Source organism: Gammaproteobacteria bacterium, from assembly GCA_034522055.1.
GTDB lineage: Bacteria > Pseudomonadota > Gammaproteobacteria > JAABTG01 > JAABTG01 > JAABTG01.
In genome coordinates this window covers 3,025,264-3,050,476 of sequence record JAXHLS010000002.1, presented here as the reverse complement: position 1 = coordinate 3,050,476, position 25,213 = coordinate 3,025,264, and the positions used below count along the sequence as shown (strand labels likewise).

At 68.3% G+C, this 25,213-nt stretch carries 14 protein-coding genes and 10 pseudogenes; 14 read left to right on the top strand and 10 right to left on the bottom strand.

Annotated elements, in window-relative coordinates; all coding sequences use genetic code 11:
- The first annotated feature begins 223 nt into the window (after positions 1–223).
- The 12 genes and pseudogenes from U5S82_14725 (at position 224) to U5S82_14670 (ending at position 12,687) form a co-directional block, all read left to right on the top strand.
- Positions 224–775 (top strand): annotated as a pseudogene (locus U5S82_14725) (peptidylprolyl isomerase).
- 18 nt (positions 776–793) lie between these two features.
- The gene (locus U5S82_14720; protein MDZ7752873.1) at positions 794–922 is read left to right on the top strand and encodes a peptidylprolyl isomerase; all 129 of its coding nucleotides are present in this window, start codon (positions 794–796) and stop codon (positions 920–922) included.
- Positions 919–1,638: a peptidylprolyl isomerase gene (locus tag U5S82_14715; protein ID MDZ7752872.1), complete on the top strand. Its 720-nt coding sequence runs from the start codon at positions 919–921 to the stop codon at positions 1,636–1,638. Before U5S82_14720 ends, U5S82_14715 begins: the two co-directional genes overlap by 4 nt.
- Before the next feature lie 420 nt (positions 1,639–2,058).
- Positions 2,059–2,835, top strand: a pseudogene (locus tag U5S82_14710) (hypothetical protein).
- 65 nt (positions 2,836–2,900) lie between these two features.
- A complete protein-coding gene (locus U5S82_14705; GenBank protein ID MDZ7752871.1) occupies positions 2,901–3,425 on the top strand; it encodes a Na+/H+ antiporter subunit E in 525 nt (174 codons plus the stop codon).
- A gap of 81 nt (positions 3,426–3,506) precedes the next feature.
- Positions 3,507–3,729: pseudogene (locus U5S82_14700) on the top strand (monovalent cation/H+ antiporter complex subunit F).
- A 313-nt stretch (positions 3,730–4,042) separates the two neighbouring features.
- Positions 4,043–5,034: pseudogene (locus U5S82_14695) on the top strand (MnhB domain-containing protein).
- Positions 5,031–5,292 (top strand): annotated as a pseudogene (locus tag U5S82_14690) (NADH-quinone oxidoreductase subunit K). The pseudogenes U5S82_14695 and U5S82_14690 overlap by 4 nt, the downstream one beginning before the upstream one ends.
- A gap of 192 nt (positions 5,293–5,484) precedes the next feature.
- Positions 5,485–6,804 (top strand): proton-conducting transporter membrane subunit, encoded by a 1,320-nt coding sequence (locus tag U5S82_14685; protein ID MDZ7752870.1) that lies wholly within the window; start codon positions 5,485–5,487, stop codon positions 6,802–6,804.
- Positions 6,801–8,299, top strand: a pseudogene (locus tag U5S82_14680) (proton-conducting transporter membrane subunit). The gene U5S82_14685 and the pseudogene U5S82_14680 overlap by 4 nt, the downstream one beginning before the upstream one ends.
- Positions 8,296–9,213: a hypothetical protein gene (locus U5S82_14675; GenBank protein MDZ7752869.1), complete on the top strand. Its 918-nt coding sequence runs from the start codon at positions 8,296–8,298 to the stop codon at positions 9,211–9,213. The pseudogene U5S82_14680 and the gene U5S82_14675 overlap by 4 nt, the downstream one beginning before the upstream one ends.
- A 764-nt stretch (positions 9,214–9,977) precedes the next feature.
- Positions 9,978–12,687 (top strand): annotated as a pseudogene (locus U5S82_14670) (HAD-IC family P-type ATPase).
- Positions 12,688–12,980: 293 nt separating this feature from the next.
- Here the strand turns inward: U5S82_14670 and U5S82_14665 are convergent.
- From U5S82_14665 to U5S82_14630, 8 genes and pseudogenes are all read right to left on the bottom strand, one after another.
- Positions 12,981–13,208 carry a histidine phosphatase family protein gene (locus U5S82_14665; GenBank protein ID MDZ7752868.1) on the bottom strand — a complete coding sequence of 76 codons (228 nt, stop codon included), beginning with the start codon at positions 13,206–13,208 and terminating at the stop codon, positions 12,981–12,983.
- Between the two features lie 81 nt (positions 13,209–13,289).
- Positions 13,290–13,622: an N-acetylmuramoyl-L-alanine amidase gene (locus tag U5S82_14660; GenBank protein ID MDZ7752867.1), complete on the bottom strand. Its 333-nt coding sequence runs from the start codon at positions 13,620–13,622 to the stop codon at positions 13,290–13,292.
- Positions 13,623–13,934: 312 nt separating this feature from the next.
- Positions 13,935–14,813: pseudogene (locus tag U5S82_14655) on the bottom strand (L-histidine N(alpha)-methyltransferase).
- 801 nt (positions 14,814–15,614) lie between these two features.
- The gene (locus U5S82_14650) at positions 15,615–16,025 is read right to left on the bottom strand and encodes a hypothetical protein (protein ID MDZ7752866.1); all 411 of its coding nucleotides are present in this window, start codon (positions 16,023–16,025) and stop codon (positions 15,615–15,617) included.
- A 561-nt stretch (positions 16,026–16,586) separates the two neighbouring features.
- A pseudogene (locus U5S82_14645) lies at positions 16,587–16,936 on the bottom strand (P-II family nitrogen regulator).
- 177 nt (positions 16,937–17,113) lie between these two features.
- Entirely contained in the window at positions 17,114–17,290 is a 177-nt protein-coding gene (locus tag U5S82_14640) for a hypothetical protein (GenBank protein ID MDZ7752865.1), read from the bottom strand.
- A 180-nt stretch (positions 17,291–17,470) separates the two neighbouring features.
- Positions 17,471–17,827, bottom strand: a complete 357-nt coding sequence (locus tag U5S82_14635; protein MDZ7752864.1) for a DUF1538 family protein — start codon at positions 17,825–17,827, stop codon at positions 17,471–17,473.
- A gap of 22 nt (positions 17,828–17,849) precedes the next feature.
- Positions 17,850–18,579: pseudogene (locus U5S82_14630) on the bottom strand (DUF1538 domain-containing protein).
- Positions 18,580–18,950: 371 nt separating this feature from the next.
- Here U5S82_14630 and U5S82_14625 point away from each other — a divergent pair.
- Positions 18,951–19,214, top strand: coding sequence for a retropepsin-like aspartic protease (locus tag U5S82_14625; GenBank protein ID MDZ7752863.1), 264 nt, complete (start codon positions 18,951–18,953; stop codon positions 19,212–19,214).
- Positions 19,215–20,212: 998 nt separating this feature from the next.
- Here U5S82_14625 and U5S82_14620 read toward each other — a convergent pair.
- Entirely contained in the window at positions 20,213–20,335 is a 123-nt protein-coding gene (locus U5S82_14620) for a hypothetical protein (protein ID MDZ7752862.1), read from the bottom strand.
- A 1,006-nt stretch (positions 20,336–21,341) separates the two neighbouring features.
- Between U5S82_14620 and U5S82_14615 the strand changes: the two genes are divergently transcribed.
- A complete protein-coding gene (locus U5S82_14615) occupies positions 21,342–21,584 on the top strand; it encodes a transposase (GenBank protein ID MDZ7752861.1) in 243 nt (80 codons plus the stop codon).
- A 420-nt stretch (positions 21,585–22,004) separates the two neighbouring features.
- On the opposite strand, the gene U5S82_14610 is transcribed toward U5S82_14615, so the two are convergent.
- Positions 22,005–23,336, bottom strand: coding sequence for an IS1634 family transposase (locus tag U5S82_14610; protein ID MDZ7752860.1), 1,332 nt, complete (start codon positions 23,334–23,336; stop codon positions 22,005–22,007).
- Positions 23,337–25,213 lie beyond the last annotated feature (1,877 nt).

Genomic DNA, 25,213 nt, shown 5'->3' with positions numbered 1-25,213 from the left:
TTGCCAGCCTGACGGGGGCCGCGTTTTTTCCACGCCGGACCACTGCTATAGTACGCGCGGTATTCCAGCCGCGTTATCCGTACCCATCCCCACTCACCACACCCCAAGCCTCAGGAGCCCACCCATGAGTTTCCAGCGTCTTCTCCCGGCCTTCCTGCTGCTGTGTCTGGCCGCCCAGCCCCTGACGGTCGCCGCCGGCCGCGGGTCAGACATCCAGACCTCCATGGGGGTCATCGTCGTGGAACTCCACGACGCCCGGCCCCCGCCACGGTGGAGAATTTTTTGAGCTACGTGAAGGACGGCTTCTATGACGGCACCCTCTTCCACCGCGTCATCGACGGCTTCATGATCCAGGGTGGCGCGCGTGACCGCCGACCTGCGCAAGAAACCCACCCGGGCGCCGGTGATAAACGAGGCCGACAACGGCCTGAAGAACGACAAGGGCACTATCGCCATGGCCCGTACCTCCGACCCCCACTCGGCCACGGCCCAGTTCTTCATCAACGTTGCGGACAACGACTTCCTGAACCACAGCGGCAAGACGCCGCGGGGCTGGGGCTATGCCGTGTTCGGCCGCGTGGTGGGGGGCATGGAGGTGGTGGAGCGCATCGAGGCGGTGCCCACTGGCCGCCAGCGGGGCATGGGCGGGCGTCGTCCCGGAGACCGTCGCCATCGAAGGCATCAGCCTGGTGGAGGGCTCCGCCGCAGGCGAGTCGATCCCGGCCGGCCGGCCTGCGAACGACCAAGACCATCATCCAACAGGGGTTACCCATGAAAGTACGCATGCAGACCGATCACCGGCAACATCGTCCTCGAACTGAACGAGGAGAAGGCGCCCGAGACCGTCGCCAACTTCATGTCCTATGTCCGGACGGCTTCTTCGACAACACCCTCTTCCACCGTGTCATCAACGGCTTCATGATCCAGGGTGGCGGCTGCGGCCCGGCATGCAGCAGAAGGCCACCGACGCCCCCAACAACGAGGCGGACAACGGCCTGGCCAACGCAGACCGGCGCCATGCTGTCCATCGCCCGCACCCAGGACCCCCACTCCGCCTCCAGCCAGTTCTTCATCAACGTCAACGACAATACCTTCCTCAACCACCAGAGCCCCACGCCCCAGGGTTGGGGCTATTGTGTGTTCGGCAAGGTCGTGGAGGGCATGGACACCGTCAACAACGTCAAAGAGGTGGACACCACCACCCCGCGCGGGCCACGGCGGGCGCCTGCCCGTGGAGGATGTGGTGAATCGAAAAGGCGGAAGAAATCTAAAAACACCGGCCGGGGGCCGGGCCCGTTGGCTGCGCTGTTCATCTCCGACTGTCACCTCGCCGCCGCCCGCCCCGGCCCCCTGGAGGAATTCCTGGGTCTCATGGCGGGCCCGGCCCGGGCCATGGAGGCGGTGTACATCCTCGGGGACCTCTTCGACCTGTGGCTGGGAGACGACGACGACGCCCCCGGCCATGACGAGGTGATGGCGGCCCTCGGCCGGGCCGCGGCCGCGGGCACAGCGGTGTATTTCATGCGGGGTCGGCGCACGAACTTCCTGGCGGGCGGCACGGTTTCGCCCGTCGCAGCGGCTGCCGCCTGCTGGAGGACCCCACGGTGGCCACGGTGGCCAGCCGCGAGGTGCTGCTGATGCACGGCGACACCCTGTGCCTGGACGACGTGGACTACCAGGCCTTTCGCGCCCGCATGCGCAGCCGGGAGTTCGCCGCGGACCTCCTTCGCCCGGCCCCTGGGCGAGCGGCGGCGCCTGGCCACGGACATCCGCGATCGTCCCTGGCCGGCGGTGGCGGCCAAGTCGTCGGATGCCGATGGATGCCACCCCGCGGGCGGTGGAGGACGCCTTCCGCCGCCACCGGCGCGGCGTCTGTGATCCACGGCCACACCCACCGGCCCGCCGTCCACCGGCACCGCGTGGATGGGCGCACCGCCACCCGCATCGTGCTGGACGACTGGTACGAGGCGGGCTCCGGCCTGCTGTGGGAAGAGGCCGGCTTCCGCCCGGTGACCCTATCGACCCTGCTCGCCGACGCGACCATTGAAGAACCGGACCATGAACCCACCCATCGTCATCATCGGCATCGGGGAGATGGCGGCGCGTGTTCGCCCGCGGTTTCCTGCGCTGCGGCCATCCCGTCTATCCCGTCACCCGCCACATGGATCCCGATGCCGTGGCGGCGGAACTGCCCGAGCCCCTGATGGTGCTGGTGGCGGTGGCGGAGAAGGATCTCCAGCCCGCCCTCCGGGAACTGCCCGCCGCCTGGCGCCCCCGGGTGATGCTGCTGCAGAACGAGTTGCTGCCCGCCGACTGGGAGACCCACGACCTCGAGCCCACGGTGATATCCGTGTGGTTCGAAAAGAAGAAGGGCCAGGACCACAAGGTGCTGGTGCCGTCCCCCGTCTACGGCCCCCACGCCGCCCTGGTGGCACGGGCCCTGGATACCCTGGACATCCCCACGACCATCCTCGCCGACCGCGACCAGCTGTTGTTCGAACTGGTGCGCAAGAACCTCTACATCGTCACCACCAACGTGGCGGGCCTCAAGGTGGGCGGCACCGTCAGCGAGCTGCGGGAACACCATCCCCCTCATGCACAAGGAGGTGGCCGCCGACGTGCTCGCCGTCCAGGAGCACCTACCGCGGGGGTCTCCCTGCCGCGGGCGCGCCTCATGGAGGCCGTGCTCGCCAGCACTTCGACGGCGACCCCACCAGGCCCAGTGCATCGGCCGTTTCCGCCCCGGCACGCCTGGCCCGCGCCATCGCCCAAGCCGACGAGGCGGGCGTCGAGGTGCCGGCCCTGCGGCGCATCGCGGCCGAGACGGCGGCCTGAGGCCGTGCTTCGCGGCCCGGCCATGGCCCGCTCAGGGATACGCCCCGCGCCACCCACCTCGATCAATGCCATTCATACAGACCTGCCCTGACCCAGCCATCGCCGCCACGACTGACACCTTCCGCTGGTCCACCGTGGCCGCCCGCAGCGTGCCCTTCGCCATCATCTGGTGGGCCCTGACCGCAGGCGCCCGGCATCATGGTGGGTGGGTGCCGGCGGTGCTGCTGGCGGCGGTGGCCAGCGCGGCCCTCATGCCGCCCGTACCCCTCGTCTGGCGCGAGCTGCTGACGTTCGTGCCCTTCTTCCTCGAGCGCTCGCTGCTGGGCAGCCTCGACGTGGCCCAGCGCCGCCCTGACCCCGTCTGCCCATCGCGCCGGCGGTCATCGATTCCCCTGCGCCTGCCCGCCGGCCTCGCCCGGGTGATGCTGGCCAACACCATCTCCCTCCTGCCGGGCACCCTGGGCGCCGGCGTGGACGGCGACCGGCTGGCAGCCGTTCCATGTGCTCGACGAGCCCGGGCCGAACAGCATGCGCGAGATCGCGGACGTCGGCGCAGGCCGTCGCCCGGCTCTTCGGGACGCCCCTGCTGATACCTGGAGCCCGGCGCCATCGCGAACTACCTGTCCCTGCTCCTGGCGCTGTTTCTGCTGCTGCACACCTGCGGCGCTGGCATGTGGCGGGTGGTACGCGGGACCCACCGCCGCCGACCGCATGTCCGCCGCGCAGTTGTTCGGCACCACCGCGGTGGCCATGCTGCTGCTCCTCGCCGAGGCCTCGATCGCCGGCGCCCTGCGGGACGTCGCCCTGGCGTTCGCCCTGCTGGCGGCGGTGGCGGCGGTGGCCTTCGTGCGCCGCGCATGGATGGATACGGAGGATGATCATGACGGCGATTGATTACCTGTCGGCCGTGCTCCTGCTCACCGCGGCGCCGGGTTCTATCTCGCGCCGGTGCCGTGGCCCTGCTGCGCCTTCCCCGATGTCTATACCCGCCTCCACGCCCTCACCAAGGCCGACAACGTGGCGGGCCTCGGCGTGGTGGTGGCGGGGCTCGGCCCCTGCCGCAGGCGGAGTCCTGGTCGGTGGCGGCCAGGCTGCTTGTTGAGCGTGGTGGCTGGTGGTGATCGCCGGGGCCAGCGTGGCCCAACTGGTGGCCACCGGCGCCCTGCGGCGGGGGGTCAGACCGTGGAAACGCTGCAGCCCAGCCGGCCTGCAGCTACTATGCGATGCCCTGACGGCCTTCGGGCTGGTGGCCCTGGCGTGGCGCCTGCTGGCCTGCCCGCCGGGATCTGTCTCCGGGCCATCGTGCTGTTCATCGCCTTCGGGCTGCTCATGGCGCTGGCCTCGGTGCGGCTGGGAGCGCCCGACCTGGCCCTGGCGGAGGCCGCCATCGGCGCCGGCGTCTCACCGGGGCGTCTGCTGATGGCGGCCCTGGCGCGCCTGCCGGCCGCACCGGGACCGAATGGCGACAACGCGCAGGACGAGGAGACCCCGGATGACTGACAGCCCACGAGCCGCGGCGGCGCCGGCGGTCCGACATGACGGCGCTGCGCTGGTCGTGCTCCCCCTGCTGCTAGCCCTCGCCGGCGGCCTCGGCTATACGGTGCTGACTCTGCCCAGGAGGCCCGTCGGCCTGCGGGCCCTGGCCGACGCACACCTGGATACCAGCGGCGTCGCCCCCATCCGGTCACCGCGGTGCTGCTCGATTTCCGGGGTTACGACACCCTGCTGGAGATGGCGGTGTTGTTCATCGCCCTGCTGGGCCTGTGGTCCCTGGGCGACTCACCGGCCGCAGCGGGACCCCCGGCCCGCTGTTGCTGGACGCCCTCACGCGCCTGCTGGTACCGGTATTCCTGCTGGTGGCGGCCTACCTGCTGCTGGGTGGGCGCCCACGCGCCCGGAGGCGCCTTCCAGGCCGGATCCATCCTCGGTGCCGCCGGGGTGTTGCTGCTACTCGCGGGTTACCGCGCCCCCCGGGTGCTCCTCGGCTGGCCCCTGCGTCTCGTCCTGGCGGCGGGCCTGCTGGCTTTCCTGGCCGTTGCCCTGCTGACCCTGCTGGCCGGGGGTCGGCTGCTGGAGTCTCCCGTGGCCCTCGCCGGCGGCCTCATCTTCTTCATCGAGGCCGCCGCCACCGCGGCCGTCGGCGTCACCCTGGCCGCCCTGTTCCTGGGCGCGGCGCCACCGGACGGGAAGGACCGTTGAGCGCGCCCTTCCTGTACGCACTGCTGGGGGTGGGGCTGTTCTGCATCGGCCTGCACGCCCTCATCGTCCATGCCCACCTGTTACGCAAGATTCTGGCCATCAACATCATGGGCAGCGGCGTGTTCCTGGTGCTGGTGGCCCTGGCCAGACGCGGCGGCGACGGTCCTCCGGACCCCGTGCCCCACGCCATGGTGATCGCCGGCGTCGTGGTGGCCGTACTCGGCCACCGCCCTGGCCCTCGGCCTGATGCTGAAGGTCCACGAGGCCACGGGGCGCCCCGGGCTGCCGCGGATGCCGGCTCGGACTGAGCCAGGTGGCCGCGGCTCATCGCCCTGTCCTGGGAGGGCCTGCTGCTCCTGCTGCCGCTGGCGGGCGCCGTGGCCTGCTTCCTGTTTCCGGCGCTCGGCCAGGGGCCTCGGTACCCGCGCCGCCGTCGCCAGCGCCGTGGCCGTGGCGGGGCTCATCCTGGAGGCCCTGGGCGGCCCGCTGCCCGTCCACGAGGTGGGTGGCTGGGGCGCACCCCTCGGCATCGACCTCGGTGCCGACGGTCTGAGCCTGCTCATGCTCGCCATGACGGCCCTGGTGGGGGCGGGGGTGAGCCTGTATGCCGGCGGCTACTTCGAACCGGCGGCGGGGATCCGCTTCTGGCCCCTGTGGCTGTTCCTGCTGGCGGCGTTGAACGCCCTCTTCCTGTCCCGCGACCTGTTCAATCTCTACGTCACCCTGGAACTCATGGGCCTGGCCGCCGTGGCCCTAACGGCCCTGCCGGGCAGCCGCGACGCCCTCACCGGGGCCATGCGCTATCTGCTCACGTCCCTGCTGGGCTCCCTCGCCTATCTTATGGGGGTGGCGCTGCTCTACCACGCCCACGGCACCCTGGACATCGCCCTGCTCGGCGCCCGGGTGGAACCGTCGCCCGTGGCGTGGGCGGCCTTCGGCCTGATGAGTGCGGGCCTGGCCCTCAAGACGGCCCTGTTTCCCCTGCACTTCTGGCTGCCCCCCGCCCACGCCAGCGCCCCGGCGCCGGTGAGCGCAGTGCTGTCCGCCCTGGTGGTCAAGGCGTCCTTCTATATCCTGCTGCGGCTGTGGCTGGAGGTCTTCCCCGCCATCACCGCGGGCCCCGCCGAACTCCTCGGCGGGCTGGGCGCGGCGGCGGTGCTGTGGGGCTCCCTGCAGGCCCTGCGCCAGACCCGGGTGAAGCTGCTGGTGGCCTACTCCACGGTGGCCCAGTTGGGATACCTGTTCATGGTCTTCCCCCTGGCCGCGGCTACGGGTGGGGCGGCATGGAACGCATGGGCCTTCCTCGCCTTTTCCCACGGCCTGGCCAAGGCAGCCATGTTCCTGGCCGCCGGTAACATGATGCGTTTCGGCGGCCATGATCGGGTGGCCGATCTCGACCGCGTGGTGCAGCGCCTGCCCCTCACGGCCGCCGCCTTCGCGGTGGCCGGCGCGAGCATCATGGGCCTGCCGCCCAGCGGCGGTTTCAACGGCAAATGGCTGTTGCTGGAGGCCGCCATCGGCCAGGGCCGCTGGGGGCTGGTGGCCGTTATCATCGCCGGCGGCATCCTGGCGGCGGCATATATCTTCAAGGTGCTGGGCCACGCCTTCACCCGGGCCCCCGCCTCCCACGCCGCCCAGACCGTGCCGCGGCACATGGAGTGGGCAGCCATGCTGCTGGCTTGTGGGGCCCTGCTCACGGGGCTGCTGGCATCCCGATTCCTGGCCCTGGCCGGCATCGCCGATCCCTTCGGGACGGGGGTGGCACCATGAGCATGAACAACTGGGTCCCGCTGCTGGTGGTGGCGAGCTCCCTCATCCCCGGACTCGTCATCTTCGGGCTCGGCGAACAACGAGTGCGCCTGCGCACCACCCTCAACCTGTTCGGCGCCGCCTTCAAGCTGCTGTTGGTGGGCCTGATGCTGTGGGGCGTCTCCCAGGGCGCCCACTACGAATTGCGCCTGCCGTTGCTGCCGGGTCTCGACCTGGTGCTGCGGGCCGGCCCCCTGGCCCTGTTGTTCATCACCCTGTCCAGCGTGCTGTGGCTGCTCACCACCGTCTACGCCATCGGTTACCTGGAGGGGGCACCCCATCGCAGCCGTTTCTTCGGCTTCTTCAGCCTGTGCGTGACCGCCACCGTGGGCATCGCTCTGGCGGGCAACCTGCTCACCTTCCTCATCTTCTACGAGCTGCTGACCCTGTCCACCTATCCCCTGGTGGTGCACCGCGGTAGCGAACAGGCCCGGCGCGCCGGCCAGACCTATCTCATCTATACGGTGCTGGGCGGCGCCCTGCTGCTGCTGGGTAGCGTATGGCTTTACACCCTCACCGGCAGCCTCGAGTTCACACCCCGGGGCTTCGTCAGCGATCTGGGCGCCGAGCACCGCCCGGCACTGGCGGCCATATTCGCCCTGTTGATCGCCGGCCTGGGGGTCAAGGCGGCCCTGGTGCCGCTGCACGGCTGGCTGCCCAGGCCATGGTGGCGCCGGCCCCGGTCGATGCCCTGCTTCACGCCGTGGCGGTGGTGAAGGCCGGCGCCTTCGGAATCATCCGGGTGGTCTACGAGGTCTTCGGGGTGGAGTTTGCGGCGGACCTCGGGGTGCTGACGCCGTTGTTGGGGGTGGCGGCTTTCACCATCATCTACGGCTCCCTGCGCGCCCTGTTCCAGGATGACCTCAAACGCCGGCTCGCCTTTTCCACCGTGAGCCAGGTCTCCTACATCGCCCTCGGCGTGGCCATCGCCGGACCCGTCGCCACCATCGGCGGCGTGGTACACCTGGTGCATCAGGGGCTCATGAAGATCACCCTGTTCTTCTGTGCCGGCAACCTCGCCGAGACCCTGGGCATCCATCGCATCAGCGAGATGGACGGCGTGGGCCGGCGCATGCCCTGGACCATGGCGGCCTTCACTATCGGCGCCTTCGGCATGATCGGGGCGCCGCCCATGGCCGGCTTCATCAGCAAGTGGTACCTGGGGCTGGGCGCCCTGGAGGCCGGCCAGGACTGGGTAGTCCTGGTGCTGGCCGCCAGCAGTGCCCTCAACGCCGCCTATTTCTGCCCATCCTCCACCGCGCCTGGTTCGGTACACCACCGGCGACTTGGCACCAGGAGCGGGACTTCGGGTCCCGGGGAGACCGGTCGCGCCTTGCTGGTGCCGCCCTGATCACCGCCGCCCTGGCTTTCGGGGGTCGGCCTGTTGGCATCTCTGCCCTTCAGTCCCCTGGACTGGGCGCAACTCATCACCCGGCGGGAGTTCTACCACCCATGATGGACGGGAACCCCCTGCTGCTGGCGCTGGCACCCCTGGCGCCCCTGCTGTTGGCCCTGATGACGGCCCTGGCGACCGGCAGGGGCCTTGCCCTGGCCCGCGCCCTCGTGCCCTGGGCGGCCCTGCCGGCCCTGGCCGTCGGGCTGATGGGGGATACCCAACTGAGGCTCGATACCGCCCTCATGGGAGCCATGCTGGCGCTGGATGCCACGGGCCGGGTGTTTCTGCTGCCGATGTCGGTGCTGTGGCTCACCACCGCTCTGCTGATGCGCCCGCGCCTGCAGGCCCGGGACGCCGGCGACCTCGCCATCCTGATGTTGCTGGCCATGGCCGGGACCTTCGCCATGGCCGTGGCCGGCGATGGCCTGCTGTTCTACACCGCCGCCGCCATCGCCGGCTACGCCCTCTACGGGGTGCTGGCCATCACCGCAGACACCGGCGGCTGCCGGGCCGCCCGGGTGCTGGTGATATTCCTCATCGCCGGCGACCTGATGGTGTTCGAGGTCCTGATGACCCTCGCCCTAGACGCCACGGCGGCGGACTTCCGGGACCCTGCGCCAGGCCCTGTTGCACACCGCTCACCCCGGCCTCATCCTGACCCTGCTGATGGCCGGTTTCGGCGCCAAGCTCGGGCTCCTGGGGCTGCACTTCTGGCTCCCTCCGGTCATGGTGAGCGGCGGGCGCGCCCTCGCCCCCGCCGTGCTGGCCTTCACCCTCGGCGCCGGCCTGCTGGGCGGCCTGCGGCTGTTGCCGCTGGGGGATCTGACGGCCCCGGTGGCCGCCGAGGTGCTGCGATGGATGGCCTGGGTCACTCTGGCCTATGCCCTGGCGAGCGGGTTTGCTGCAGACCCACCGCCGTGGGGTACTGGCCTACGCGGCCATCGCCCTCGGCGGCCTGTGGCTCGCGGTGCTGAGCCAGCAGTTGCAGAGCCCCGGCGTGTGGCAGGGGGTGGCCGGCCCCCTGGCCACGGTACTCATCCAGGCCACCTTCGCGCTGGCGGCGTTGCTGCTCATGCCGGGCACCGCCGTGAAGGGCATAGTGGGCTGGTCGGCCGTGGTGCTGCTGGCCGCGGCGCCCGGCGCGTTGGCGGCCATGGCCCCCGGCCCATGGTTGCCGGTGGTCTCGGCCATGGGTGTCCTCGGCTTCCTCGCCGCCTCCGCCTTGTTGCGGCATTCCCCCATCCGGCGCGGGCCACCGGCCCATGCCGGCAACGGAGGCTCCACAGTACCCGCCGCCCTCATGGTGCTGCTGGCCCTGGCGGCCGCAGCCTACCGGCCGGTGGCGGGGTGGCCGGTGCTGGCTCCGGCGGCCCTCGTGGTGGTACCGGCCGCCTGGCGGCGGCCTTGCTGGCCCGGCGTTTTCTCACACCCCGCCTGCCTGCCCTGCCACCCGGCGACCTCGTGGTGCCGCTACGCCATCTCCTGCTGGCACTCCGGCGCCATGGGCTGCGGGCCACCAGCCACGGCCGGCCGCGGCCAGGCGATGGCGGCCCGACCCTGGCCGGGCGCCTGGATCCGGCTCCGCCCCGCAAAGACTGGCTGCACGGATCGAGGCGTTCCTCGGGCGCTGGCCCGTGGCGGTCATGGCCGGCCTGCTGTTGGGGCTGTTGCTGGCAGGGCCGGGGGCATGACCGGCAGCGCACTGAAATCAACATGGAAAACGGGGACAATGGCGAGCATGAATGACTCACGCGGCTGGCACCATCTGCCCGGGGACGACGTCCTCTCCAAGGTCGACTCCACTCCCTCCGGCCTCTCCGACGAAGCGGCCCGGGAGCGCCTGGCCAGCCACGGACCCAATAAGCTGCCGGAGCCGCCGCGGCGCAGTGCCCTGACGCGCTTCATGCTGCAGTTCCACAACATTCTGATTGACGTCCTGCTGGCCGGCCGATCACCGCCCTGCTGGACCACTTGGTGGACACGGCGGTCATCATCGCCGTGGTGCTGATCAACGCCCTCATTGGCTTCCTCCAGGAGGGCAAGGCCGAGAAGGCCATGGACGCCATACGGCAGATGCTGGCGCCGCGGGCCTCGGTGCTGCGGGCGGCGATGCCCGCCACACGGTGGACGGAGAACGGCTCGTGCCCGGCGATATCGTGCTGATGGAGGCGGGGGACAAGGTCCCCGCCGACCTGCGCCTGCTCGAAGGCCCATGGCCTGCAGATCCAGGAGGCCATCCTCACCGGCGAGTCCGTGGCCGTGGAGAAGGATATCGCCCCGGTGGCCGCGGAGGCTCCCCTGGGGGATCGGCTTCTGCATGGCCTTCAGCGGTACCACCGTCACCAGCGGCCAGGGCATGGGGGTGCGTCGGCCACCGGCGGTGCATACCGAGAATCGGGCGCATCAGCGGCCTGCTGTCGACCGTGGAGACCCTCACCACCCCCCTGGTGGAGCAGATGGCGATATTCGCCAAGTGGCTCACCCTGTTCATCCTCGCCATCGCCGGGCTCATCCTGGCCTTCGGCTACTTCGTGCTGCACCGCGAGTTCGACGAACTGTTCATGGCGGTGGTGGGCCTGTCCGTGGCCGCCATTCCCGAGGGCCTGCCGGCGGTGCTCACCATCACCCTGGCGGTAGGAGTCCAGGCCATGGCCAGGCGCAACGCCATCGTGCGTCGGCTGCCCGCCATCGAGACCCTGGGCTCGGTATCCGTCATCTGCTCCGACAAGACGGGCACCCTAACCCGCAACGAGATGAGCGTCGCCACCCTGGCCACGGCGGCGCACACCTTTCAAGTGGACGCCGGCGGCTACAAGCCGGCCGGCACCATTTGCCTCGACGACCGGACGGTCGCGCCGGAGGACCATCCGGCCCTGGATGCGGCGGGCCTCGCCGCGGTGCTCTGCAACGACGCCGAGCTGAAGAACCAGGAAGGCTCATGGCTGGTGGAAGGCGACCCCGATGGAAGGCGCCCTGCTCGCCTTCGCCGGGAAGACCGGGCGGTTGGTGGCCGAGACCCGGCAGCAGTGGCAACGCACCGATGTCATCCCCTTCGATTCCAAGTACCAGTTCATGGCCACCCTCAACCATGACCACGAAGGCCATGCCGCCATCTTCGTCAAGGGTGCCCCGGAGCGCATCCTCGCCATGTGCCGCGACCAGCGCAGCGACCCGGGCGCCACGGCGCCCCTGGATGTGGGCTTGTGGCGACAGCGGGCGGAGGAGATCGCACAGCAGGGCCAGCGGGTGCTGGCCCTGGCCATCCGGGAGGTACCGCCGGAGCATACCGTGGTGGAGAACGCGGACGTGGAAGGGACCCTCACCCTCCTCGGCCTGGTGGGCCTCATCGATCCGCCGCGGGAGGACGCCATCGCGGCGGTGCGGGAATGCCATGCCGCCGGCATCGGAGTGAAGATGATCACCGGGGACCACGCCATCACCGCGGCCGCCATCGGGCGCCAGGTGGGGCTGCGCCATCCCGACACCGTCCTCACGGGTCGCGGACATCGACCGACTCGATGACGCCGCCCTCGCCACGGCGGTGTTGGAAACCGACGTGTTCGCCCGCACCAGCCCCGAGCACAAGCTGCGGCTGGTGATGGCGCTGCAGGCCCACGGCCTGTCGGTGGCCATGACCGGGGACGGCGTCAACGACGCCCCGGCCCTCAAGCGGGCCGATGCCGGCATCGCCATGGGCCTGGGTGGCAGCGAGGCGGCCAAGGAGGCCTCGGAGCTGGTGCTGGCGGACGACAACTTCGCCTCCATCGCCGCCGCCGTGCGGGAGGGACGCACCGTCTACGACAACATCAAGAAGGTCGATCAGCTGGACCCTGCCCACCAACGGCCGGCGAGGCCTCCACCATCATCCTCGCCCTGCTCCTCGGCATGACCCTGCCCATCACCCCGATGCAGATCCTGTGGGTGAACATGATCACCGCCGTGAGCCTCGGCATGGCCCTGGCCTTCGAGCCCACCGAGGCGAACACCATGCGGCGCCCACCGCGACCCCGCAACGAGCCCCTGCTCTCAGGCAGCCTGGTGTGGCATATCGTGCTGGTGGCCTCCCTGTTCCTGGCCGGCGTGTTCGGCATCGTACGCCTATGCCATCGACAAAGGCTACAGCCTGGATCTGGCACGCAGCCTGGCCATGAACACCCTGGTGGTGATGGAGATGTTCCACCTGTTCTTTATCCGCAACATGTATGGCACCTCCCTCACCTGGAAGGCGGTACGCGGCACCCGGCGTGGTCTGGCTGGTGGTCATCGTCGGTCACCGTCGGCCAGTTCAGCCATCACCGACCTGCCCCCCTGCAGGCGATCTTCGCCACCGCGGCCATCCCCTTCTCGACGGGGTGCTCATCATCCTCATCGGCATGGCCCTGTTCACCATCATCGAGATCGAGAAACAGATGCGCCTGCGGCTGACCACGCCGCCGACGGAAAGATGAGGAGGACTAGTCCTCCACCGCATGACCGCCACGGCTGCCACCGTGGAACATGACCACGGGCGGCCGATTCGTCGCAGAACTGGATCGCCAGCGAGCCCGGCATTATCCACGTTCAGCCGGTAGAAGTTCTCGTGAGGGAAGGTGATCGAGGACCCCGCCGAGGATGGCGCGGATCGCCCCGGCATGGTCTTGACCCGCCGGCGACCGCTCGCCCTGGTGTGGCCCGTGGTCCACTGCATGCCAACCGGCCGTCACGCGGCTGGCGATATCTGGCCAGCGGCTCGGCACCTCGCCTAGGGCGGTTGGCCATGGGCGCGGCATCGAAGCGCCCGAGGCTCCGCCCCCAATTCGGCCTGCAGCTCGTCGCGACTGCGGCCTTCCCACACACCGAAGCCCACCTCCATGAAGCGGGGCTCCACGTGCAGAGGGACGCCGTCGGTCTGGGTTAGGGCCTCGGCGAAGGCCCGGCAGCGGATGAGCGGCGAGGTGATGACCCGCTGCCAGGGTCGGTCCTCACCCACCGCATGCCACATCTGTTGCCAGCCCCGTTCGCTCGAGGGGATTCGTCCCGCTGGCCACGATAGCGACGCCCGCCCACCGGCTCACCGTGGCGGATGAGGTCCACGAAACCCCGGGTCATGGGCCCTTCCCTGCGAGCAGCCGGTGCAGCCGCGGCCAGGCGAAGCGCGGCCCCGGGATCGGTCTTGCGTACAAGGGCGATGTCGCCAACTGCCGCCCACCATGTCGTCGACCGATGGCGGGGCCGGTGGCGCCGGATTCTCCGGATCAGCCGCCGCCAGGCGGGTGTATTGGATGTCCTCATAGGGGTCGTCATCGGTGCCTTCCAGCTCGATGCCGATGGAGAAATCGTTGCAGGCGCCGCGGCCGCGGAAGCCCGAGGGCCCGGCATGCCGCGCCCGGCCGTGCAGGGGCACGTACTCGGTGAGGCCGCCCGCGGCGGTCGATGAGCAAATGGGCGGACACTCTGAGACCCTCTATCTTCCTGGAGGAAGACGGTCTTGCCGGCGCGGGTCCAGGGTGTTGGTGAACAGGGCATCCACCTGACCCTGGCCGCCGCCATATTGGCCGGGGCGGCAGGGAGATGCCATGCACCACCACCAGTTCCACATCGCAGCCCGCACAGGGCTCCGTTGGTCGCAGTTCGGGGACACCACCCCGGGCGGCGCCCTCCGCCAGCCAGCCCGTGGTCCCGTCGAGGGCGATGGCGCTGCCCTCCTCGGGGCTTTTTACCATGTTTCCGCGGGCCTTTGGTTACAGGGTGTCGCGCACCCTCGCCGGCGCCGCGCGGCTGCCGCGTCCTCGCGATCGGCCACGCCCGGCGAGGATGAGGAGGATAGTCGCCGCCGTCGGCCTCGTAGGGGGCGAGCACCTCGAGGCCCCGATTCTTCCAGCAGGGCCGCCAGGGCCGGATAGGCGGACTTGCCGCTGATCTCCGTGAGAATGGCCTCGCCCTCGTCGAACTCGATGACATGATCCAGGCGTCCCAGCCGCACCCGTTGGGGGCGCAGGGAGGCCAGGTACATCTCGATGCGGCGCTTGGAGGGATTGAAGCAGGCGTGGTGGGCGAAGGCCGTGGGGTCGAAATCGGCCTCCAGCTCGCGGTTGAGAACCTCGAGCAGGTCGAGGTTGAAGGCGGCGGTGACGCCGGCGGCGTCGTTGTAGGCGGCATGGAGCCGGGCCGGATCCTTGAAGCGGTCGGCCCCCAGCAACAGCCGGTCGGCGGGCTTCATGCGGGCCGCCAGCTCCGTGAGGAAGGCCACCGCCTCGTCGTGGCTGAAGTTGCCGATGGTCCCCCCCAGGAACACGTAGAGGGTGGTCTCGGCGAAGGCCGGCAGGTGGTCGAGGCCGGCATGGTAATCCCCCACCAGGGGCATTCACCGTCAGCCAGTCATAGTCCGCCACCAGGCCCTGGCCGCGCTCCAGCGTGGCTCCCGGCACGCCTGAAGGGCGCGTAGACGCTGCGGGCAGCCGGCCGCCGCGCAGGCATCGAACAGGCGGCGGGTCTTGCGCGAGGTGCCGCCCAGCTCCACGATATGGAAGGGATGGACCGTATCCACGATGTGCGCCGCATGGCGCCGCAGCAGGGCGTCCTCCACCCGGGTGGGGTCGTGCTCGGGGGGTCGTCAGATGCGGTCGAAGAGGTCGGGAACCCCTGGGCGTCGGTGAGAATATACTTGGGCGGCAGGGGAGCGGGGCCGGCTGTGCACCAGCCCCTGGCGAGGGCGTCCGCCTCCAGGCTGGACGCCGGACGGGCCGGGGGAACGGCGGCGGCGCTCGAGCCGGTCGACCGCCTGCGGGCCGTCCGTCGATGTAGTCATGGGAATGGATCCTCCAACGACCATCCGCCGCGGATCGGCGTGGGACCGGAGAGACGAAAACCGCCCGGCGGCGGGTACCTTCCGCCCGCACGGGCGGCCGGCAGGGCGGTGGTTCCCGGCATGACAGCCGCCTCCACCACCAGATGCCAGCCGATGGACGCGATGGGATGGTCAGGCGATCGCTTCAGGCCGGCGCCATGTTCTCCGGGGGCCAGAGCGCCGGGGATGTCCCGCGCGTATCCCGGCGCCCACCCCTCCGTGGGGATCGAGGGCGATTTACGATGTAGGAGGCCACGCCCTGCCGCCGATTGGGCGCTGGGAGCGCCACGGCCCAGGGTTAATCGCCGAGGGGCTCGCATCCTCCGGGGCGAATCGCCGAGGGGGCTCGGCTCCTACCGGGAGGCGATTTACGATGTAGGAGGCCAGCCCCCTGGCCGATTGGACAGTTGCCGCTGAGTCTTTCGGCCACGAAAAACGACCGCCAACTGCCGGAATCCCTCGCGCTGGCACCGGGAAAAGGCCAACCGCCCTTCTCCGACCTTCCCGCGCCTTTCGCGGATTTTCGTGGTTAAACAAACTAGAGGTCGGTTACCCCGCAACCGACATCCCCGCTCGGGAACGGCCCCGGCGAGAGCCCGGGCCACTTCGTCGTGACCGGCGCGCTCTCGCCAGGGTCGTGGCGGTGTCGCCGCCCTGGTCCGCGAGTTCGACGTCGGCCCCCCGTTCCACCAGCAGGGTGGCGGTGGCGGCGTGGCCGTTGGCGGCGGCCGCCATTAACGCCGTGCGGCCGCGGGCGTTCTGGGCATCGGGGTCGCCGCCCTGGGCCAGCGGCAGGCGCCGAACGCCTCGGCCTGGCCGTCGCCGGCCGCCTCCATGATGGCGGTCTGGCCCCGCTGGTCCGCAAGGTTGGGGTCCGCCCCTTCGGTAAGAGGGATCCCCGCCGCCGTGGCGTTGCCGTAATAGGCGGCCGCAGCAGGAGAGCCGTGCGGCCCGCGGCATCGGGCTCCCGTTCGCCACTGCCGCGCATCACCAGGTCCTTCACCTCCTCGGTGCGGCCGTCCCGGGCGGAGGCCGTCGGCGCCGGGTCTCGAGGTCGGGCTGGGCGACGGCGGCGCGGCGGAGAGCGGCGAGGGAAGGAGCAGCCGGCAGCTTCGTACCATCATGGCCTCGCGCTCATGCCCTTCAGCACCAAATCCGTGAGGCTGACGATGCCGGCCACTCACGGTCCCTGACCACCGGAGCACGGGACAGCTCGAAGCGGGTGAACGGCGACGGCACAGTAGCGGATGTCGGCCATGTCCGGTGCACATTGGCGCGGGCTTGCAGATGGATCTCGTCGTTGATGCGGTGGGGGCGCGAAATCCTTCGCCAGCACCTTGCGCGCGATGTCCGAGATCGACAGCGTCCACCTCGTCGTGCTCGTCCCGCTTCTGCACCGATATGGCGCTTGGTCTCCACGTGCTTCGTCTGCGCCAGGGCCTCGGCCACCGTGGCCATGCCATCCACGGTCGAAGGAGGTCTTCATCACCTCCGACACCTTCATGATCCGACTCTTCTCAATCATAGCTCGCCCTCCACCGTTGCTCTCAGAAGCTCGGCCTGATCGGCAGCGCCCACCGGCGTCTCCGCATCGACCTGGAAAGCGATGCCCGTGCCCTTCCTGGCGGTGAACTCGCCGATGTCCATGATGGTCTCGAGGATGCGCCCGCTCAGGTGCTCCTCCACCAGGAACAGCAGCACGTTGCCGCGCTCGGTGGTGCAATTGAGCCGAAGAAGGTCTTCTCCTTCTCGATGCCCTCCCCGGGCGCTGTTGATGACGGTGGCACCCGTGGCGCCGGCGTCCCGCGCCGCCTTGAGCGCCGCGTTCGGTCTCGTCCATCCACCAGGGCGATAATCAGCTTGAAATGCATGTCGACAACCTCCACCGGCGTGGACACGCCGAATACCAGCTTTCCATGCCCCCACCCTTTCCGGGCTTCGGCGCCCGTGGGAGCACCCCGTCAATGACAATCAACCGCCGCCTCCCAATCTTCGCATCGTTCATCCCGGGGCATCATTCAGCGACATCTCGGGACCGCGCCCGCCATTCAGTTGATCTGGGCATAGCCCATACCGGTCATGATGGGGAACATAGGCGGAAGGCGATCGGCCGAACGGTACAGGCAGGTATTTCCTTCCACGGCGCATCCTCGCGGCGGGGCCCAGCCCAGGCCATCACCGGCATGCTGACCGTTGATGTGGTCGCCCACGAAGTCGTAGGCCAAGGCGATGATCAGCCGCGGCGCGGAAGAGGGTCTGCACCATCACCACCACGTAGGCGGCCATGCCCAGTGCAGGGGCGTGCCCGTGACGATGCGGTAGGTGCCGAGGAGGCGATGGCGAACAGGCGGCCGGCAGCCGCAGCCCCCATGCCCGGATGGCGCCGCCGGACACCTCCTGGGCCTTCATGGCCACGGCGATGAGGGCCGGTTCGGCGATGGCGACAGCGAAACCGATGGCCAGGGCGAAGAGATCGACCCGATGATGATCGTGCCACCGCCGCCGCCTTGGGAAACGGCACACCGGCACCATGGCTGGATGCCGGATGCCCCCGTGAGCTGGCGGGCCATGAATCTCCCCGAGGGGAAACAGGGCCTCCTGCAGCCCCACCAGAAAGCGGTCAGCCCCACCAGCACGTAGATGAAGCCGACCAGCACCTGCACCGGGTTCGCGATGGGCCGCACGCAGTCCAGGAACTGGAAGACGAAGATGATGACCACGATGGGCAGCACATCCCAGATGGTGGACAGGCCGGTGTCCATCGAGGGTGCGCAGGGTCTCCATTCAGTACGCCATGCCGTAACCCATGACGAAGATCATCGGTGTGAGGGAGGCGAAGGCGATGAGACCGAAACCGTCACCATGGGGTTACGGCCCTCGATGCTGGAGGCCAGACCGACACCGAGGGCCGTCACCAGGGGCACGGTGATGGTGGAGGTGGTGACGCCGCCGGAGTCATAGGCGACGCCGGTGATCTCCTTTGGGGCGAAACCGGTCATCACCACCACCGGATGCGCCGATGATCAGGCACTGGATGGGCCAGCCCGGATGATGCGCAGCACACCCATGACGATGGCTACCCCCACCGCCAGGGCCACGGTGTAACGCAGCCCGGCGGCATCGGCATCGCGGGCCTCATCCGTGGCCGCGATGACCCGGCCCGCCGCCGCCACCTCGGCGGCCTTGCGGCTCGCGCGATGAGGGCGGGTTCCGCCACCGTGGTGCCGAAGCCCAGGGCGAAGGCGAAGAGCAGCAGCCACGGCAGGCTGCCCTTGCGGGCGAAGGCATGGGCCATTGTCTCCCCCAGAGGGAACAGGGCCATCTCCGGCGCGGATGAACAGGGTGAGCCCAGCCACCACCGACAGGGTCCCCACCAGGATGCGGCCGGACTTCGGGGATCGTGGAGTTTATGCAGCACCAATAGCTGGAAGCCGGCAATCACCAGCAGAATGGGCGCCAGGTCCCGCGCGCTGCTTGTCATGGCCTGCAGGAAGCGCAGGAGCCCCTGTGTCATGGATTATGCCGTAGCTTTCGGTGGGTTAATCGTTCCTGAGCCTGGCATAGGCTTGAAGAGAGCAATACGCCCTCATGTTACGATTTACGGCCATTGGACGCCACGCCATGAACCGCCCCAATCCCCAAAGCACCCGCAGCATCGGCATCGCCATGACCATCGGCGCCTGGATCGTCGGTCTCGGCCTGGTGACCCTGCTGTTCCAGGTGCGCTCACCCAGCGGGACAAGCCCAACCAGGACCTCGCCGTCAGTATCGATGGTGGGGACGAGGTCGTGCTCAAACGCAACCGCATGGGCCATTACGTCGCCGGGCACATGAACAAGCGGAACCCGTTGTGGAGTTCCTGCTGGATACGGGGGCCACCACAGTATCCATCCCGGCCGCCTGGCCCGCGAACTGCACCGGGCCTGCGCGGGCCACCCCATGCGCGCCAACACCGCCGCGGGTCAGGTGACGAGCTACGCCACCCGCCTCGACAGCGTGCAACTGGGGGGCATCACCGAGCGGGACGTGTGGGCCACCATCAACCCCGGCGTGGACCTGGACAAGGTGCTGCTGGGCGTGAGCTTCCTGAAGCGCCTGGAAATAGCCCAGCGCGGCGACACCCTGACCCTGCGCGCCCCCGGGGACTAAAACGATTGCTCCTGTAGGAATGATCCGGACCTGCTAAAAGCGTAACCGGTCGGGTGGCCACGGGTGATTGCTTCGCCCGCGGCTCCCACAGAATCCGGACGTGCCCAATTAAGGCATCCGGCTCCTCGATGTAGCAAACGCTACGTGGCGTACCGCCACGTACCCGCTGGTCAAGACAGGCCCTCGGATGGGCATGGCCCACCTGCCCGGGCTGCGCTCGCCGGTGCCACGCACTTCCCGTTGTCGCGTTCGGGATGATTCCTCGCGGCTCGATGTCTGCGTCATCTGTCCCTCCCGAAGCTGTCTGCACCGGCCGGCCGCTTCCTCCCGTGGGGTCCTCTCGGTGTGAGTTCCCCACGCTCATCGGTACTATCCGCCGACTCCGAATGCTCATCCGCCATCCCGCCGCACTTCGTTGCCTTCGCTTGGCGGTACCTTGCGTCGTGCAGCGTCTTCGCGTCCACCACGCCCGGCACCCCTCGGTGGTCGTTCCTGGGGCACTATCTCATGCGACGCCCGCATCGCACTACGCGCAAGGAGCGCATGGAGCCCTCTCCAGGTTCCTGGGTGACCCCTCGTGTACACGCCCTGCCCCTCCGACCCCGGTGGGGAGCGCGGACCCGACCCACTCGGTCCGCACCCTGTTGCCTTCCGTCACTTCGAGAAGCGTCGGCCCCACATTTGCGCCTTTCGAGGCTCTATCACACGGCCTGCACACCCCCTGGTGTACGCTTCGCCGAACGGGGGCGCCCCCAATCCACGCAACACTCGGTTCCGGTCGCGGGATCCGGCCTTACCGGTTCGGGACTTGCGCGCCGACGGGGTCACAACGAAGGTTGCAAGTCGTTACATTTCGCGCGAGTTATTTCAGGAGTTTGCGGATTTCGGATTTCGGACGGATTTTTAAAGAAGCGTTGGCGTAATCGCTGTACCGGGAGTTATGAGGGAGCGAAGTTCCACCATCCGTCGCGGAGTTGTCGATAGACGTTATCAGGAAATCAACGACGTCTTCTCAAGACCTGCTCGTGCAAGGGTGTGAGCCCCTTGAGGGTGGAGCGGATGGGGCTGCCGTCTTGAAGGATGGTGCTGAGGTTGATGCCCTCGAAGAAACGACGGATCACCCGCCAGGTCGGCGCCTTGGTCTTCAGCCGTGAAGAAGCGGATGGGTGGCGCTGATATTGTGCTCATGCATCTGGGCCCGGATTTTGCGTTCGATGAGGCTCAGCAGCATCGAGGCGACGAACCACGGCGAACCTTGTGGATTGGTCGCAACCTCGAATACGTGGGTTATGTTTGGGGTTGGGAACATTTAGCACAGAGCCATAATCGAGGGGCAGGTCGTGAACGAGTTTACCAGTGATTACGTGGGATTAGATGTACACAAGGGACAGCATTGCGGTCGCGGTGGCGGGTTGGGGACGGGGCGAGCCGGTGTACCGTGGGGACGATTGGGCCTACGGCGGCGGCGGTGACAAAGCTGGTGAAGCAGGCTGAGTCCGGATGGTGAGGTGCTGAGCTTCTGTTATGAGGCGGGGCCCTGCGGTTACGGGCTGTACCGTGACTCTGACGGCCGTTGGGTCACGAGTGCGACGGTGGTGGCCCCGTCGTTGATTCCGCGCAAGGCGGGGAGCGGCTGAAGACGGACCGGCGCGATGCGCTGATGCCTGGCGCGGCTGCACCGGCCGGGCGAGCTGACGGCGGTGTGGGTGCCGGACACTGGAGCAGGAAGCCATGCGCGATCTGACCCGGGCCCGTGACGACATGAAGTCGCTCGGAGCTGCAAGGCCCGCCAGCGGCTGGGCGCTTTCCTGCTGCGCCACGGGCAGGTGTATCGCGAAGGGACGAGCCGCTGGACCCAGGCGCATTTGCGCTGGCTGGAGCGCGGTCGAAATCCGATACGCCCGTGCAGCAGATCGTGCTGCAGGAGTACATCGAGGCTGTCAAGGTCGCCCAGCGGCGGGTGGCACGACACTGGAGGCGCAGATGCGCCGGGCGCTGAAGAGCTGGTCTCTGCGCGCCGGTGGTAGAGGCCCTGATGGCGCTTGCGCGGGGTCAGTCTCATCACGGCCATGACGACGCTGGCGGAGTTGGGTGACATCACCCGCTTCGACTCGCCCACGCCAGCTGATGGCCTATCTGGGACTGGTGCCGAGCGAGCACTCCAGCGGCGGGTCGCGGCGCCAGGGCAGCATCACCCGCACCGGCAACGGCCATGTGCGCCGGGTGCTGACGGAGGCCGCTTGGAACTACTCGCTTCCCGGCGCGCACAGACGCGGTGCATCGAGCGACGGGCCGAGCAAACCTCGCCGGCGGTGCAGGCCATTGCCTGGGCGGCGCAGAAACGCCTGTGCGGGCGCTACCAGGCCCTGATGCGGGCCGGCAAGGAGAAGAACCGGGTGACCAGCGCCGTGGCACGGGAACTGGCCGGCTTTATCTGGGCGATCGCCTGCGAGGTCATGGGCAGGCCGCACGCCAGTCGAGGCAGCTGGCCTGATGTCGTGCCCGTCAGTGGTTTGGGTTCAGGGTATGGGAGGCCGGTGAGGAGAACCCCTGGCGCTCCTATGTGGCGTCCTCTTGCGGGAGGGCAGACCCTCGACCGTAGAGAAGGGCAGCTCCGCGACGCAGTGAAGTCCGGTCGGTAACCAACCCACGCATATCAGAGTGATCCACCGTCGCTAAACGCCTTCCGTGTCCTGAACTGAAACCATTGACGGGAAACACAAAGATGAAGAACCAGTGCCAGTAGTTGACAGGTCAATCCATATCAGGAGCATGGCCTCGATGCGCGGGTTATTTTTGAATACCGGGCGACCTGCAAGACGGTCTTCCGGCGCTGAAGCGCTTCTCCAGATGGGGTTGGTCCTTGTAGGCGAGGAAGACCTCCTCGGGAGATAGGTCGGTATTGTGCAGCAGCGGGAACAGTCCGTCGGTGCGCCGGGCGGCGGCGATGGCGCGGTCGTTGCGCTGCCAGTGCAGCTCGAAGGTGACGTGCTCGCGGGTTTCGTGCCGGCTGTTGGGGCCGGGGCGTCCGGGCCGACTTTCACCCTTTTCGGAGCGGTGGTGCTCGCTCAGCTGCGCGTCGATGTCGGGATGGGCGCTGCCGAGCGCCTTGTCGCCGGCCTTTTCGATGGCCTGCCGGGACTTGAGTCGATGCCGGCCGAGCTTGCCGGCCAGTTCGGTTGGCGCCTGTTCGGCCTTGTCGAGGGTCCGATCACGATTGCCTCGTTCCAGGCGGCTTTGCTCTCGGTGTGGACCCACACGATGCGATGGCCCTGCCAGCTGTGGGGCCTGGAACCGGCGATCGTGTTGTTCGTCGCCTTTCTTGCGCGGATTGGGGCGGCTCAGCTGCTGTTGCCAGGGGATGTGGGTTCCTCGCCGGATCTGCTCGAGGAAGGCGGTGACGGGCTTGAAGTTCCGGGGCATGACGGTGATGAACTGCCCGCCGTGTTGGGCGATGCGGTCGAGGTTGTCCTGGGCGCAGAGCTTTCTGTCGGCGACGTCGATGAAGTCGCTGCGGCCGAGCAGCTGGCGTAGCGCCTGCCAGTTGGTCTGATGGGTGGTGGCGTCGCTGCGGTTGCCGTCTTCCCAGTGCAGTGGCGGCACATGGCCGTCGGCGGTGACGTTCAGGCCGAAGGCGATCTGCTTGCAGTCTGGCCGGTGGTCTTTGTTGTAGCCGTGGCGGGGGATGAGCGCATCGGGATTGGGGTCTCGTAGGCGCCCGTGAGGGTCACGCTGGTGGTGTCGTTGTGCCAGCGCTCGGTTTTCGAGTTGGTGGACCTTAATGACCCGTGCGCTCAGCTCCGTGAGCAGGAGCCGATCGGCATCGAATAGCTTGTCGAGCACCCGCGCGCTGCGGTCGTCGTTGTACTTCTGCGCCTGCGTTCCCGGCTCGCCCAATCCATCCGTAAAGGGCTCCAGCCACTGTGGGATGTGGTACAGCGGCGTCGGGGCGTGCAGGATGTTCGTGAGCACCATGCACAGCACCTGCGCCGGTTCGATTTCGGCATTCGTGTCATTGGGGACGTACTTGTCGAACAGCGCATAGAGCTGGAGTTCCTGCATGGCGTGCTTGAGCAGCGGCATCGCATCGACTTGTTGGGTCCGGGTATCGAGATCGTTCATCGGCTATGGGCACAGGCGTTGGTTTGAGCCCATAGCGTGCCGCTTCCCCGCGCCCTTGCCTACTAAAATTTTGATCGGGCCATAACGAGTTGATCGACAAGCCATTGAGTTGCCACACAAATCCATGCACCATCCACCCTACATTCATACGCCTTCGCGCCAACCAAGTAATTCGGAAAAACTTCGTCGCGGGGCGCGAAATGTAAGGTGAAAGGTTTCAAGTCGTTTCATTCCTCGATACTTCTTTCCTCCTTTCCCAGGCTTTGCCTGGCGCACCGAAAGACGCGAAACAACACGAAAAGGGAAAAGGTCAGGAAGGAGTGGCCCGGCACGGGGTGCGTGGGGTGGGATTGAATGTCGGGATGAATCCCGACACTACAGCCGTGCCACAGGAACAGGCGGCGGCTGATCCTTGTAGGTCGGGCTTCACCCGACACCCACTAAAAGCGTAACCGGTCGGGTGGCCACGGGTGATTGCTCACCCGCAGCTCCCGCGAATCCGGACGTGCCCAATTAAGGCATCCGGCTCCTCGATGTAGCAAACGCTACGTGGCGTACACCACGTACCCCGCTCGTCAGAGACAGACCCTCGGATGGGCATGGCCCACCTGCCCCGGGCTGCGCTCGCCAGTTCCGCGCGCTTCCGTTGTCGCGTTGGGATGATCTCGCGGCTCGATGTCCGCGTCATCTGTCCCTCCGAGAAGCTGTCTGCGCCGGTCGGCCGCTTCCCTCCCGTGGGTCCTCTCGGGTGAGTTTCCCCCACGCTCATCGGGTCCTATCCGCCGACTCCGATTGCTCATCCGCCATCCCGCCGCACTTCGTTGCCTTCGCTTGGCGGTACCTTGCGTCGTGCCGTCTTCGCGTCCACCCGCCCGGCACCCCTCGGGTGGTCGTTCCGGGGCCTTTTCTTAGGCGACGCCCGCATCGCACTATCCGCAAGGAGCGCATGAGCCCTCCCAGGTTCCTGGGTGACCCTTGTGTACATGCCCTGCTCTCCGACCCCGGCGGGGAGCACGACCCGACCCACTCAGTCCGCACCCTGTTGCCTCCCGCCCCTTCGAAAGCGTCGGCCCCACGCTGCGCCTTTCGAGGCTCTATCACGCGGCCTGCACACCCCCTGTGTACGCTTCGCGGCGAACGGGTCGCCCCCAGCCCGCGCGACGCTCAGAGTTTCCGGTGGCGGGTCTGCCTTACCGGTTTCAGGACTTACACCGACGGTGCACGGTGGAACCGTTTCAAGCCGTTTCATTCCTCAGATACTCTCTTTCCTCCTTTCCCAGGCTTTGCCTGGCGCCACCGAAAGACGCGAGAACAACGCGAAAAGGGAGAAGAATCGGGGATGAGGGGCCGGTTTGAAAAGGCGCACCGGATCCACCCGTTTCGGCGTCAGCGGAGCCGACGCACGAATGGTAATCTTTTCCCATTTACCCCTTCCCATTTCCCCTGGGGAGAGAGGACAGGGTGAAGGCATGTTGGGCGGGGATATGGGGGCAGAAGCTGTCAGTCGGCTCTCGGCAGCCGACGGGAGTCTTGGCGGTTTGCCGGCACGGATGTCGGTTGCCGAGAGCAACCGACGTGCCGTGCACCGAACAGGGCGGTGGCAAATGTTCTGTAGGTCGGGCTTCAGCCCGACAGCCCGCGCGGTGGTTCGGCCCGGCACGGGGTGCGTGCGGGTCGGATTGAATGTCGGGATGGATACCCGACCTACAGCCCGTGCCACAGGAACAGGCGGTGGCCGCCGCTGATCCTCCAGGTCGGGCTTCAGCCCGAGCGGCCCGCGGGTGGCTGGCCCGGCGCCAGGTGCGTGGCGGCGGAGTCGAAGGTCGGGATCGAACCCGACCTCGAGCCGCGGCGCGGCAGCGATGTGCCTTCGGAGC